Here is a 13,043-nt window from a genome sequence, read left to right as displayed (position 1 = left end):
AAGCGGCCATTTTTTGTGAAAGCGTTACTGAATAGCCTGAACCAGTTCGCTGGTGTCGCACAGGCTCTGAGCGCTCATGTAGCCATCGAGGAAGGCCGGGTTGCCGTTGTCCAGCAGCCATTGGCGATCTTCCTGATAGCGCAACATGTGCTTGAAGTTGCGCAGACGCAGGCTTTTACGCAATGCGCGGCGGTAGGTTTTCATGTCGGCAATATCGATCAGGCCGAGGGTGCCTTCCGGTGTGAGGATAACGTTGCCCAGATGGGCCGAGCGAAAGTAGATGCCCTTTTCATGCAGGTGGGCGATGAAGCTTCCCAGTTGCCTGCGCAGCTTGTCGTCGGCCACCGCACTGCCCAATAGCTGGCGCAGGGTGAAGCCTGCCAGCGGATCATAATGCACTGCATCGCGCTCGATTTCGGCGATGCGGCTTACCGAGCGTATGCGCGGGCAGGGAATGCCGCGTTTGACCAGCGTTTCACAGTTGTCTGCGAAGCGTTGGGCATAGGGATACCAGGCTGCCGAGCTGACAAGGCGTTTGCGTCGAAACAATTTCAACATGGAGCCGTCACGCAGACGTAGTACTTTGTCGCCCGTGCCATCGGCTTCAAGCACTTCGGCACCTTGAACCAGATCAAGGTAATGGGCGTGGTCAAGCGCTTGCATCGATACTCCGGTTTTTACGCCCCAAGGGCTACTGGTCGTCATACAGAAGCCTGCTTTGCCGGTTTCAAGCAGCAATCAGAAACCTCAGGGAATGGACGAGCCGCCTATGTTACCGCAGCAGGCAGCCTCGAAAACCGCTGTGATACAATTCGGCCTCTTTTTAATACGACGGATTCTCATGACAACCTCCGAATCGTCCTCGACTTCCAGCGTGAAAATCTATTTCCGTCTGTTGTCTTATGTGCGTCCGTATGTGGGCATCTTCCTGCTCAGCATCATTGGTTTCGTGATCTTCGCCTCGACCCAGCCGATGCTTGCCGGCATCCTCAAATACTTCGTCGATGGCCTGACCAACCCTGAAGCCGTGCTGTTCCCCAATGTGCCTTATCTGCGTGAGCTGCAACTGTTGCAGGCAGTGCCGTTGCTGATCGTTCTGATCGCCGCATGGCAGGGGCTTGGCTCTTTCCTGGGTAACTACTTCCTAGCCAAGGTGTCTCTCGGCCTGGTCCATGACCTGCGGGTGGAGCTGTTCAACAAGCTGCTGGTACTGCCCAATCGTTACTTCGATACGACCAACTCCGGCCACTTGATTTCGCGTATCACGTTCAACGTCACGATGGTCACCGGTGCCGCCACCGATGCCATCAAAGTGGTGATTCGTGAAGGTCTGACCGTGGTTTTCCTGTTCATCTATCTGTTGATGATGAACTGGAAGCTGACCCTGGTCATGCTCGCCATCCTGCCGCTGATTGCTGTCATGGTCGGCAGTGCGAGCAAGAAATTCCGCAAGCAGAGCAAGAAGATTCAGGTAGCGATGGGCGATGTTACGCACGTTGCCTCGGAAACCATTCAGGGCTATCGCGTGGTACGCAGCTTCGGTGGCGAGTCCTACGAACAGAACCGCTTCGCTCAGGCCAGTGACAGCAATACACGCAAACAACTGCGCATGACCAAAACCGGTGCCATCTACACGCCGATGCTGCAATTGGTGATCTACAGCGCCATGGCGGTGTTGATGTTTCTGGTGCTGTTCCTGCGAGGCGATGCCACCGCGGGCGATCTGGTTGCCTACATCACTGCGGCCGGTCTGCTGCCCAAGCCGATTCGCCAGTTGTCGGAAGTCAGTTCGACGATCCAGAAAGGCGTCGCCGGTGCCGAGAGCATCTTCGAACAACTGGACGTGGAAGAAGAAGTCGATACCGGCACCATCGAGCGTGATCGCGTGACTGGCCATCTTGAGGTGAAGAACCTCAGCTTCTTCTACCCGCAGACCGAGCGTCAGGTGTTGAACGACATCAGTTTCTCCGCAGCGCCTGGGCAGATGATCGCGCTGGTAGGCCGGTCCGGCAGCGGTAAATCGACCCTGGCCAACCTGATACCGCGTTTTTACGGGCACGAGATGGGCAACATCCTGCTCGATGGCGTCGAAATCAACGACTACCGTTTGCGCAACCTGCGCAAGCACATCGCCCAGGTCAACCAGAACGTCACGCTGTTCAACGACACGATCGCCAACAACATTGCCTATGGCGATCTGGCAGGTGCGCCGCGTGCCGACATCGAAGCGGCCGCCGCCGACGCCTACGCCAAAGAGTTCATCGACCAGTTGCCGCAGGGGTTCGATACTCAGGTGGGCGAAAACGGCGTGCTGCTGTCCGGTGGTCAGCGGCAGCGTCTGGCCATTGCTCGCGCACTGCTTAAAAACGCACCGCTGCTGATCCTCGACGAAGCCACGTCGGCGCTGGACACCGAGTCCGAACGCCACATCCAGGCGGCGCTGGATCACGTCATGAAGGGCCGTACCACGCTGGTTATCGCTCACCGCCTTTCGACCATCGAAAAGGCTGACATGATTCTGGTCATGGACGCCGGGCAGATCGTCGAGCGCGGTACGCATACCGAGTTGTTGGCACAGAACGGCTATTACGCCCGTCTGCATGCCATGGGACTGGACGAGCCGTCACCTGTCGGCGCAGTCTGATTTCGCTCTCACCGGGCGGGCCCCTGTGGCCTGCCTGCCTTCGGGCGGTGTGATTCAACAGCCTGTCGGTTATAAACCCCTGTGCTAAGATTCCGCCCCTGTCCATTTTTCAAGTACGGGTTGTTCCATGAAGCTATACATGCCGCGCTTTGATCAGGCCCCTGTCCTGGTGGTTGGCGATGTCATGCTCGACAGATACTGGCATGGTGGTACCTCGCGTATTTCCCCTGAGGCGCCGGTGCCTGTGGTCAAGGTCGATCAGATCGAAGACCGTCCGGGCGGCGCTGCCAACGTGGCCTTGAACATCGCTGCGCTGGGTGCACCGGCTTCGCTGGTCGGTGTGACGGGTGACGACGAGGCCGCAGAAAGTCTGACCAACAGCCTGAAAGCAGCGGGTGTGCTGGCGCGTTTTCAGCGCATTGCCGATCAGCCGACCATCGTCAAGTTGCGCGTCATGAGTCGCCATCAGCAGTTACTGCGTATCGACTTCGAAGAACCGTTCAACACTGACCCGCTGGCACTGAGTGCAGAGGTCTACAGCCTGCTGGATGGCATCAAGGTGCTGGTCCTGTCCGATTACGGCAAGGGTGCGCTGAAAAACCATCAGGCGCTGATTCAGGCCGCCCGCAAGCGCGGTATAGCGGTGTTGGCTGATCCCAAGGGCAAGGATTTCACGATCTATCGCGGTGCCAGCCTGATTACGCCGAACCTCAGTGAATTCGAAGCCATCGTCGGGCATTGTGAAGACGAGGCACAGCTGGTCACCAAAGGTGCGCAGTTGATGCAGGAGCTTGACCTGGGCGCTCTGCTGGTGACCCGCGGTGAGCACGGCATGACCCTGCTGCGTCCTGATCAGCAGGCGCTGCACCTGCCGGCCCGTGCTCGCGAAGTGTTCGATGTGACCGGCGCCGGTGACACGGTAATTTCCACTCTCGCGGCAGCGATTGCTGCGGGCGAGGAACTGCCGCATGCGGTGGCGCTGGCTAATCTGGCAGCAGGCATTGTGGTCGGCAAGCTGGGTACTGCAGCCATCAGCGCCCCGGAACTGCGCCGCGCCATTCAGCGCGAAGAAGGTTCCGAACGCGGCGTGCTGGGGCTGGAGCAACTGTTGCTGGCGGTCGATGATGCGCGCGCGCACAAGGAAAAAATCGTCTTCACCAATGGCTGCTTCGACATTCTTCACGCCGGTCATGTGACCTACCTGGAGCAGGCGCGGGCGCTGGGTGATCGTCTGATCGTGGCCGTCAACGATGACGCGTCTGTCAGCCGCCTGAAAGGGCCGGGCCGTCCGATCAACAGCGTTGACCGGCGTATGGCCGTGCTGGCAGGCTTGGGTGCAGTGGACTGGGTGATCAGCTTCCCCGAAGGCACTCCTGAAAATCTGCTGAGTCACGTCAAGCCGGACGTGCTGGTCAAAGGCGGTGATTACGGCGTCGATCAGGTGGTCGGTGCCGATATCGTCCAGGCGTACGGTGGCGATGTGCGTGTGTTGGGGCTGGTGGAAAACAGCTCGACTACGGCAATTGTCGAGAAGATTCGCGGGCAGGCGTAGTTTTCAGCCGCAGGCTACAAGCCAAGGCAAATCAAAAGGCTTGAGGCTCACAGCTTGCCGCTCATGGCGTGCAGCAGCTCCCGAGCTTTTCCGGTCAGGCGTTTCAGTCCTGACTTCTTCGCCGGTGGGGCCATGCCCTGCTGGCGTAGCCAGTCCTTCCAGCGAATTCGTTCCTCACGCACGATCCAGCCATCCTGCGCGGCAAAACTTTCGGCCAGGTACAGCCCTCGGGTGCCAGCCGGGATCAGTTTGTCGCGCTTGAGCGTGTACAGCTCGGGCAGCGGCACTCCATTTTCCAGCGGCATCAGGTACAGGTCGGGTTTGCTGCGGTTAAGGCGGGCGACCAGTTGATCGTTTTCCAACACTTCATCGACATGGAAAAGGCTGACCGGGCGCGCTTCCTTGGGGATTTCCAGACGCATGTCGTAAATCAGCTGCAAGGACGCGGTGGGTAAATGCACATAAGCCCGTGGGCGCTCCAGCAGTGTCAGGCTGCCGCTTCGCACCGGCCGCGCTGCGCCGGAGAGCGGGCTCAGACGAAAGGGCATGGCCTCGCGATAATGCAGTGCAGCGGCATATGGCGCAGGCAGCCAGGTCTCTTTGAACAGTCCACTCAGCCAGCCCTGAGGCGTTTCGATCATGCACTCTTCGGCCACTTCCTGAATGGCGGTATGCAGTGGCAGGGTCAGTTCGTGGGCCGGCACATAACCCGAGATCAGCTTGAGTACGACGTCGCCACGGTCCTGGCGACGCTGGCGAACCAGCACCCAGTAATCGCGATTCTGCCAGCTCACGGTCAGGCGAACGGACACCCCCAGATTGGCAAGCTCGGTGGAGAAACGTTCGGTGTCCGGCACGTCGATCTTGCGCCGCCGCTGCAAGGTTTGCGCGAAGTTCATCGGCATGCCGATGCTCTGGTAGCTCAGGCCTTCCGGCGTGGCCTCGACAAACAGCGGCAGGGTCTTGAAGTTGCTGGGGTTCTTGCGGATCAGTGTTCGCGGCATAACGGCTCCTTCTTGCGTTGGGGTCGGCCGCCTCAATCAGGCTTGACGGCAAATCACGGCAGCGGCAGTTGCAACGTTGTGCGCCAGGTGCAACGGATTGATGGTGCCGACAATAGCACTGGCAACCGCCGGATGTTCAAACAGTAGCTGGAAACTGGCCTGCACCGGGTCCATGCCCGGCGTCAGACAGACATGACCACTGGCCAGTGCTTTCTTCACCAGGATGCCTTTGCCATGGGCGGCAGCGTAATCCAGCACCGGTTTCTCGCCTTGCTCGTTGAGGTTGTAGGTGACCATCGCACAATCACCTTCGCGCAATGCCAGCAAACCGCCTTCGACTGTCTTGCCGGAAAAGCCGAAGCCGCGAATCTTGCCTTCGCGCTTGAGGTCGGCGAGCGTCTGATACACCTCGGCCTCGTTAAGAATCGCCAGATCATTGCCGTCCGAATGCACCAGCACCAGATCGAGAAAATCGGTTTCAAGACGTTTCAGGCTGCGCTCGACCGATTTGCGGGTGTGTTCAGCGCTGAAGTCATGGCTCGACTGGCCGTTATCGAATTCTTCGCCGACCTTGCTGACAATCACCCAGTCCTGGCGCTGACCGCGCAGCAACGGCCCGAGCCGTTCTTCGCTGGTGCCATAGGCGGGGGCAGTGTCGATCAGGTTGATGCCCATGTCGCGGGCCATGCGCAGCAGCATCTGCGCCTGCTGGTCATCGGGAATCTTGAAGCCGCTGGGGTATTTGACGCCCTGGTCGCGGCCCAGTTTGACGGTGCCCAGGCCAAGGGGCGATACGCTCAGGCCGCTATTGCCGAGCGGGCGATGCAGGTCGTGCAGGGTTTTCAGGCTCATGGCAGCAGCTCATCCCAGACAGGTATGGCCATCGGCGGCCGTGGCACATCAACCAGCGGTGACTGCGGTGTTGGGTGAATGCCATCTCTCGAAAGCTGCGACAGAACCCGGTCAGCGAAGTCCGGAGCCAGTGCCAGTTTGGTCGGCCAGCCAACCATCAGGCGACGCTGGCTGTCGAGAAAGGCGTTGTCTGGCCGCACCAGCCCCGACTGGGCAGGCTCGGCACGGTCCACGCGCAGGGTCGCCCATTGCGCCTGACTCAGGTCGACCCACGGCAGCAGGGCTTCAAGCTCCTTGCGGGCGACGGCGATCTGCGCGTCCGGCTCGCGTGCCACTCCCTCGGCCTCAGCCAGATCGCCGCCCAGATACCACACACACTGGCCGTCAGCCGCAGGGTGGGTGGTCACGGTGATGCGTGGCTTGGGACCGCCACCCAGGCAGTGGGCGAACAGCGGTTTCAGGGTCGGGCCCTTGACCAGCACCATGTGCAAGGGGCGGCGCTGCATCTGCGGTTGCGACACGCCAAGCGCGTTCAGCAGGTCGGCATTGCCGCCGCCAGCACTGAGTACGATGCGCTGGGCATGAATATCGCGCCCATCGACGCGCAGCCCGATCAGCTCATCGCCCTCGTACAGCGGCTCAACATTCTGACCGGCCAGCAGGCTGTCACCGGCCAGCTCGGCGAGTCGCTCGATCAGGCTCGGCACATCGACCACCAGTTCCGCGAGACGATAGACCTTGCCCTTGAATTTGGGGTTTTGCAGTGCGGGCGGTAATTGCTCGCCCTTGACCTGATCCACACGGCCGCGCACCGCCTTGCTGGCGAAGAAGCTGGTGAGATTGCCGGCGATGGTGCCTGGCGACCACAAGTAGTGGGCCTCGGATAGCAGGCGTACACCGGACAGGTCCAGCTCGCCTTTGCCATCGAGAGCTTCACGCCAGCGGCGCGGCATATCGGCGATGGCCTCGGAGGCACCGGAAAGCGCGCCGTGCAGCGCGTACTTGGCACCGCCGTGGATGATCCCCTGAGACTTGAGGCTTTGCCCGCCACCCAGGCTGGCGCTTTCTACCAGCACTGTCGAGAACCCTTGACGACGCAACCGGGCGTTGAGCCATAGACCGGCTACGCCAGCCCCGACAATCAGCACGTCAGTGGAAATAACCGATGGCATGAGCACCTCAGTGAGCAAAAAGTACGAGCATTATAAAGGATCGGCTTTTCAATGCCCGGCGGTTTTCGAGAACAGCTGGATGACCGCTACGCCAGCCACAATCATGCCCATGCCCAACAACGCGGGCAGGTCGAGTTTCTGGCCGTAGATGAAGAACGCCGCAATGCTCACCATGACAATGCCCATGCCCGACCAGATGGCGTAGGTGATGCCGACCGGGATCGTGCGCATCACCAGAATCAGCATCCAGAATGCAATCGCATAGCCGGTGATCAGCAGCAACAGCGGCAGGGGAGTGCTGAGCCCTTTCACGGCTTTCATGGAGGTGGTGGCGATGACTTCCGCGCAAACGGCGATAGCCAGCAGGTAATAAGCGTTCATGGTGCATTCCTTTTCGTCAGGCTGCGCATTCTAGCGACTTGTGATGGCGGGCTGATAAACTCCGCGCCCATGAATAGAACCCTTTATACCCTACTGTTTCATCTCGGCCTGCCACTGGTTGCCCTGCGCCTGTGGTTACGTGCGCGCAAGGCTCCGGCGTATCGCCAACGCATCGGCGAGCGGTTCGCCAGCGGTCTGCCTGCCATGCAGCGCGGGGGTATCTGGGTGCATGCGGTGTCAGTGGGCGAAAGCATCGCGGCCGCGCCGATGATTCGCGCGCTGCTGCTGCAATACCCTCAACTGCCGATCACTGTGACTTGCATGACGCCCACAGGTTCGGAACGAATCAAGGCGCTGTTCGCCAGCGAACCGCGCATTCAGCATTGCTACCTGCCGTATGACTTGCCTTGGGCGGCAGGGCGTTTTCTCGATCATGTGCAGCCCCGGCTGGGCATCATCATGGAAACCGAGCTGTGGCCCAACCACATCCACCAATGCGCCCTGCGCGGGATCCCCGTGGTGCTCGCCAATGCGCGGCTTTCGGAGCGCTCGGCGAGGGGCTATGCACGTTTTGCCAAGCTTGCCCGGCCGATGCTGGCGCAAATGGCTTGGTTCGCGGTGCAGACAGAAGTCGAGGCGCAGCGCTTTCGTGATCTGGGCGCGCGTCCCGAGTGCGTTGCAGTGACCGGTTCGATCAAGTTCGACCTGAGTATTGACCCGCAATTGCTGGAACGTGCCGCGCACTTGCGTGAGCAATGGCAGGCGACGCAACGTCCGGTATGGATCGCCGCCAGCACCCATGCAGGCGAGGATGAAAGCGTTCTTTCAGCTCATCGCACGTTATTGACGAGCCATCCTGATGCGCTGCTGATCCTGGTGCCGCGTCATCCCGAGCGTTTCGACAGCGTGCATGCGCTGTGTCAGCAGCAGGGTTTTGCGACGGTTCGGCGCTCATCCGCGCAGGCTGTCACGCCGGACGTCTCGGTGCTGATGGGCGATACCATGGGCGAATTGCTGTTTCTCTATGCGCTGGCGGATATCGCTTTTGTGGGCGGCAGCCTGGTGCCTAACGGCGGCCACAACCTGCTGGAGCCTGCTGCGCTGGCCAAACCGGTGCTCAGCGGCCCGCACCTGTTCAACTTCCTCGAGATTGCCACCATGCTGCGCACTGCCGGTGCGTTGCAGGAAATCAGCGATGCGACCACGCTGGCGACCGCCGTGCAGGGGCTTTTCGACCAGCCACAGCAGGCTCGCAGCATGGCCGATGCAGGGCTGGCTGTGATGAAGGCCAATCAGGGCGCGCTGCAACGCCTGCTCGACGGGATCGGGCGGTTGATGGGCAAACGCTGAGTCGGGGAGGACGCAGAGCGTCCGGAACGGCATGCCCACGCGGAGCATGGGCACGATAGTCGAGATTCTCGTTCCTCACGCTCCAGCGTGGTAATGCATTTCGTGACGCTCTGCGTCACCTGTCAGCGCTTTGCAGGTCGCTCGAAGTTCTTCTGTGCGGCAGTTGCCAGGTCGGGCGGAAGGAAGTCCTTGTCCGGGTTGTAATCAGCCTTCAGGTAGCGTGAAAGATCCTGCAGGTCGCCCGGGTTCAGGGTGCCTGCTGCCTGCTTGAGGCGCAGGTTGTCGAGGATGTAGTCATAGCGTGTGTTGTTGTAGTCACGCACAGAAGCATACAACTGGCGCTGCGCATCCAGCACATCGACAATGTTGCGGGTGCCCACCTGATAACCGATTTCAGTGGCTTCCAGTGCGCTCTGGTTAGAGATGATCGACTGTTTGCGGGCCTGCACCTGCTCGACATCGGTATTCACCGCACGGTGCAGGTTGCGCGTATTTTCCACCACCTGACGACGCAGGCTTTCACGGCGTTGCTCGCTCTGGCTCAGGCGCGCATAGGCTTCGCGTACCTGTGAACTGGTCAGGCCACCGCTGTAGATCGGGATATTCAACTGCACACCAATACTGCGCTGCTCGACGTCGCCGCCATAATTGCGCCCGGTGTAGTTAGGGTTGCTGAAACCCAGTGCGTCGTTGTCGCCACGCTGATAAGTCGCCACGGCATCGAGTGTCGGGGCATGCCCGGCCTTGCGCTGACGCAGGGTTTCCTCGGCAGCACTGACCGCGTAGTTACTGGCCAGCAGGTTGAGGTTCTGTTGTGCTGCGGTATCGACCCAGGCCTTGGCATCGTTTGGCGTTGGCGCCAGCACCGGCAAGGTATGCACGATGCCTTCGATGGAGTTGTATTCACGATTGGTCAGCGTCACCAGGGCTTGGAACGCATCGTCCACCTGGCGCTTGGCGAGAATCCGGCTGGCGCGCGAGGTGTCATAGCTGGCCTGCGCCTGCAACACGTCGGTCTTGTCCGACAGGCCGACATCGAAACGCTCGTTGGCCTGATCGAGCTGGCGTTTGAACGCTGCCTCCTCGGCCTTGGTCGAGGCCAGATTGTCCTGGGCGCGCAGCACGCTGAAATAGCTTTGTGCCGCTTGCAGGATCAGGTTCTGCTCGGTAGCCGACAGCTCGAGTGCCGCCTGCTCGTTGCTCGCCTCGGCGGCCTGCAACTGGAACCAGCGGTCGGCACGGAAGATCGGCTGGCTCAGGGTGGCTTGATAGACGTTACCGCTGCGGGTGGCAACGGCTCTGGGCTGGTCGATGCTGGTGCGGGTATTGTTGCTTTGCGCGCTGCCGGAAATGTTCGGCAGCAAACCTGCGCGGGCCTGCGGTACGGCTTCCTTGCGGGCATCGTAATCGGCGCGGGATGCCGCAAGGTCGGCATTGTTGTCCACCGCCTGCTGATAGACATTCAGCAGACCTGTCTGGGTCGGCAGTGGCATATCGGCTGCCCACGTCAGGCCGCTGGACGCAAACGAAACGGCCACAACCAACGAAAGTTTGCGCAGCATGAGGCATTCCCTGTTCATGAAGAAAGTAATCACGGTTCAAGAGAAACCGGGTTAGCGAGTGTAGAGCCAGACTCTTTTAGCAACAATCGGCGATTTGCGCCATTTATCGAGCCCTGTGCAAATAGGCTGGCATTGCAACCGCGCCCCGGCATAGACTGATCGCGTTCTTGTCGGGGTGCCTTGCTGTGAGGCTGAGATCGGTTAAACCGGATCCCGTTGAACCTGATCAGGTTAGCGCCTGCGTAGGGAACAAGATTTCTCGTCTCCCGGCGAGTCCTCTTGAGTATCGTCCGGGGTCGACTGTTCAAAAAATGAACAGCGTACACTTCCTTTCGATACTCAGCACCAGCACTGGTGCACCCGTCCGTCACGTCAGGTCACTCCGACAATAAATCCGCAACCGGATGTCTGGAGAGCCGTGATGAGTACAACACTAAAAAATGCAGCCCATTTGAGCGAGTCGGCACAAGTCGATTCCGGATCGGTACAGCCGTTTACCCGTTCGCAGAAAATCTACGTTCAGGGCTCGCGCCCGGACATCCGCGTGCCGATGCGCGAAATTACCCTGGACGTCACACCGACTGACTTCGGCGGCGAGATCAACGCGCCGGTCACGGTCTATGACACCTCCGGCCCGTACACCGACCCCAATGTGATCATCGATGTGCGCAAAGGCCTGGCGGATGTTCGCTCGCCGTGGATCGACTCGCGCAACGACACCGAGCGCCTGGCGGGCTTGAGTTCCAACTTCGGCCAGCAACGCCTGAGCGACGCCGAACTGACTGCGCTGCGCTTTGCGCATGTGCGCAACCCGCGCCGCGCCAAGGCGGGTGCCAACGTCAGCCAGATGCACTATGCGCGTCAGGGCATCATTACCGCCGAGATGGAATACGTCGCCATCCGCGAAAACATGAAGCTTCAGGAAGCCCGTGCCGCTGGCCTGCTGACCCAGCAACATGCCGGGCACAGCTTCGGCGCGAGCATTCCGAAGGAAATTACTGCCGAGTTCGTGCGCGAAGAGATCGCCCGTGGTCGCGCGATCATCCCGGCCAACATCAACCACGTCGAACTGGAACCGATGATCATCGGCCGCAACTTCCTGGTGAAGATCAACGGCAACATCGGCAATAGCGCGCTGGGTTCTTCCATCGAAGAAGAAGTTGCCAAGCTGACCTGGGGCATTCGCTGGGGGTCGGACACGGTCATGGACCTGTCCACCGGCAAGCATATTCATGAAACCCGCGAATGGATCATCCGCAACTCGCCGGTGCCGATTGGTACAGTGCCGATCTATCAGGCTCTGGAGAAAGTCGGCGGTGCGGCCGAGGACCTGACCTGGGAGCTGTTCCGCGACACGCTGATCGAGCAGGCCGAGCAGGGCGTTGATTACTTCACCATCCACGCCGGTGTGTTGCTGCGTTATGTGCCGCTGACCGCCAAACGTGTGACCGGGATTGTCAGCCGTGGAGGCTCGATCATGGCCAAGTGGTGCCTGGCGCATCACCAGGAAAACTTCCTGTACACCCATTTCGAAGACATATGCGAAATCATGAAGGCTTATGACGTCAGCTTCTCGCTGGGCGATGGCTTGCGTCCGGGCTCGATTGCCGACGCCAACGATGCAGCGCAGTTCGGTGAGCTGGAAACCTTGGGTGAACTGACCAAGATCGCCTGGAAGCACGACGTGCAGACCATGATTGAAGGCCCCGGTCATGTGCCGATGCAGTTGATCAAGGAAAACATGGACAAGCAGCTGGAATGCTGCGACGAAGCGCCGTTTTACACCCTCGGCCCGCTGACCACCGATATTGCGCCGGGGTATGACCACATCACGTCGGGCATCGGTGCCGCGATGATTGGCTGGTTCGGTTGCGCCATGCTGTGCTACGTCACGCCCAAAGAGCACCTGGGGCTGCCGAACAAGGATGACGTGAAGACCGGGATCATCACCTACAAGATTGCTGCTCACGCAGCGGACCTTGCCAAAGGTCATCCTGGCGCGCAGATCCGTGACAACGCCTTGAGCAAGGCGCGTTTCGAGTTCCGCTGGGAAGACCAGTTCAACCTCGGCCTGGACCCGGACACCGCACGCTCGTACCACGACGAAACCCTGCCCAAGGACTCGGCCAAGGTCGCGCATTTCTGTTCCATGTGCGGGCCGAAATTCTGCTCGATGAAAATCACCCAGGAAGTACGCGAGTACGCCGCCAACCAGCGGATCGAGGCGGTGGATGTCGACGTCGCCAAAGGCCTGGCCGAGCAGGCCGAGCGCTTCAAGCAGGAAGGCAGCCAGCTGTACAAGAAGGTGTAGGGAGCGAGACTCGGAGCGTCGCACGATCGTTGAGATTATCGTTCCGCACGCTCCAGCGTGGGAATGCAGTTCTCGACGCTCTGCGTCGTCAAGAGGACGCGGAGCGTCCAGAAAGGCATGCGACGCAGAGCGCCGCACGATAGTTGCGATGATCGTTCCGCACGCTCCCGCGTGGAAATGCAGTTCTCGACGCTCTGCGTCGTCAAGAGGACGCG

At 60.2% G+C, this 13,043-nt stretch carries 10 protein-coding genes and 1 riboswitch; of the genes, 4 read left to right on the top strand and 6 right to left on the bottom strand.

Annotation, left to right across the window (positions count from 1 at the left end; genetic code table 11):
• Nucleotides 1-24: 24 nt before the first annotated feature.
• Nucleotides 25-663, bottom strand: coding sequence for a hypothetical protein (locus AO068_RS03925; protein ID WP_058407705.1), 639 nt, complete (start codon nucleotides 661-663; stop codon nucleotides 25-27).
• A 178-nt stretch (nucleotides 664-841) separates the two neighbouring features.
• Here AO068_RS03925 and msbA point away from each other — a divergent pair, with 178 nt between their 5' ends.
• Together msbA and hldE are read left to right on the top strand one after the other, a co-directional pair.
• On the top strand, nucleotides 842-2,644 hold the full coding sequence (gene msbA / locus AO068_RS03920) for a lipid A export permease/ATP-binding protein MsbA (RefSeq protein WP_058399894.1): 1,803 nt from the start codon (nucleotides 842-844) through the stop codon (nucleotides 2,642-2,644).
• 127 nt (nucleotides 2,645-2,771) lie between these two features.
• Nucleotides 2,772-4,196 (top strand): bifunctional D-glycero-beta-D-manno-heptose-7-phosphate kinase/D-glycero-beta-D-manno-heptose 1-phosphate adenylyltransferase HldE, encoded by a 1,425-nt coding sequence (gene hldE / locus AO068_RS03915; protein ID WP_058399886.1) that lies wholly within the window; start codon nucleotides 2,772-2,774, stop codon nucleotides 4,194-4,196.
• Between the two features lie 47 nt (nucleotides 4,197-4,243).
• Here the strand turns inward: hldE and AO068_RS03910 are convergent, their stop codons facing one another.
• From AO068_RS03910 to AO068_RS03895, 4 genes are read right to left on the bottom strand one after another with little or no spacing between them, the layout of a single operon-like run.
• Nucleotides 4,244-5,200 (bottom strand): hypothetical protein, encoded by a 957-nt coding sequence (locus tag AO068_RS03910; RefSeq protein ID WP_002551786.1) that lies wholly within the window; start codon nucleotides 5,198-5,200, stop codon nucleotides 4,244-4,246.
• A 36-nt stretch (nucleotides 5,201-5,236) separates the two neighbouring features.
• Nucleotides 5,237-6,052 carry an aldo/keto reductase gene (locus AO068_RS03905; protein ID WP_019742281.1) on the bottom strand — a complete coding sequence of 272 codons (816 nt, stop codon included), beginning with the start codon at nucleotides 6,050-6,052 and terminating at the stop codon, nucleotides 5,237-5,239.
• Nucleotides 6,049-7,224 carry an NAD(P)/FAD-dependent oxidoreductase gene (locus AO068_RS03900; protein WP_005778848.1) on the bottom strand — a complete coding sequence of 392 codons (1,176 nt, stop codon included), beginning with the start codon at nucleotides 7,222-7,224 and terminating at the stop codon, nucleotides 6,049-6,051. The genes AO068_RS03905 and AO068_RS03900 overlap by 4 nt, the downstream gene beginning before the upstream one ends.
• Before the next feature lie 48 nt (nucleotides 7,225-7,272).
• On the bottom strand, nucleotides 7,273-7,605 hold the full coding sequence (locus AO068_RS03895) for an SMR family transporter (protein ID WP_003431961.1): 333 nt from the start codon (nucleotides 7,603-7,605) through the stop codon (nucleotides 7,273-7,275).
• Between the two features lie 69 nt (nucleotides 7,606-7,674).
• Between AO068_RS03895 and waaA the strand changes: the two genes are divergently transcribed.
• Complete coding sequence (waaA, locus tag AO068_RS03890; protein ID WP_058407704.1) at nucleotides 7,675-8,955, top strand: lipid IV(A) 3-deoxy-D-manno-octulosonic acid transferase; 1,281 nt, start codon at nucleotides 7,675-7,677, stop codon at nucleotides 8,953-8,955.
• Between the two features lie 122 nt (nucleotides 8,956-9,077).
• On the opposite strand, the gene AO068_RS03885 is transcribed toward waaA, so the two are convergent.
• The gene (locus AO068_RS03885; RefSeq protein WP_058407703.1) at nucleotides 9,078-10,517 is read right to left on the bottom strand and encodes a TolC family outer membrane protein; all 1,440 of its coding nucleotides are present in this window, start codon (nucleotides 10,515-10,517) and stop codon (nucleotides 9,078-9,080) included.
• A gap of 161 nt (nucleotides 10,518-10,678) precedes the next feature.
• Nucleotides 10,679-10,783: riboswitch (TPP riboswitch) on the top strand.
• A gap of 155 nt (nucleotides 10,784-10,938) precedes the next feature.
• On the opposite strand from AO068_RS03885, the gene thiC reads away from it, so the two are divergent.
• A complete protein-coding gene (gene thiC / locus AO068_RS03880) occupies nucleotides 10,939-12,828 on the top strand; it encodes a phosphomethylpyrimidine synthase ThiC (protein ID WP_005743016.1) in 1,890 nt (629 codons plus the stop codon).
• The last annotated feature ends 215 nt before the right edge of the window (nucleotides 12,829-13,043 follow it).

The sequence above is a fragment of the Pseudomonas sp. ICMP 3272 genome, from assembly GCF_001466905.1.
Lineage (GTDB): Bacteria > Pseudomonadota > Gammaproteobacteria > Pseudomonadales > Pseudomonadaceae > Aquipseudomonas > Aquipseudomonas amygdali.
This window is presented reverse-complemented; position numbering and strand designations above follow the sequence as displayed.

Coding starts and splice junctions, on each gene's coding strand:
- hldE (WP_058399886.1), top strand. CDS start 2,772: ATGAAGCTATACATGCCGCGCTTTGATCAGGCCCCTGTCCTGGTGGTT.
- AO068_RS03900 (WP_005778848.1), bottom strand. CDS start 7,224: ATGCCATCGGTTATTTCCACTGACGTGCTGATTGTCGGGGCTGGCGTA.
- AO068_RS03895 (WP_003431961.1), bottom strand. CDS start 7,605: ATGAACGCTTATTACCTGCTGGCTATCGCCGTTTGCGCGGAAGTCATC.
- AO068_RS03905 (WP_019742281.1), bottom strand. CDS start 6,052: ATGAGCCTGAAAACCCTGCACGACCTGCATCGCCCGCTCGGCAATAGC.
- thiC (WP_005743016.1), top strand. CDS start 10,939: ATGAGTACAACACTAAAAAATGCAGCCCATTTGAGCGAGTCGGCACAA.
- waaA (WP_058407704.1), top strand. CDS start 7,675: ATGAATAGAACCCTTTATACCCTACTGTTTCATCTCGGCCTGCCACTG.
- AO068_RS03925 (WP_058407705.1), bottom strand. CDS start 663: ATGCAAGCGCTTGACCACGCCCATTACCTTGATCTGGTTCAAGGTGCC.
- AO068_RS03910 (WP_002551786.1), bottom strand. CDS start 5,200: ATGCCGCGAACACTGATCCGCAAGAACCCCAGCAACTTCAAGACCCTG.
- AO068_RS03885 (WP_058407703.1), bottom strand. CDS start 10,517: ATGCTGCGCAAACTTTCGTTGGTTGTGGCCGTTTCGTTTGCGTCCAGC.
- msbA (WP_058399894.1), top strand. CDS start 842: ATGACAACCTCCGAATCGTCCTCGACTTCCAGCGTGAAAATCTATTTC.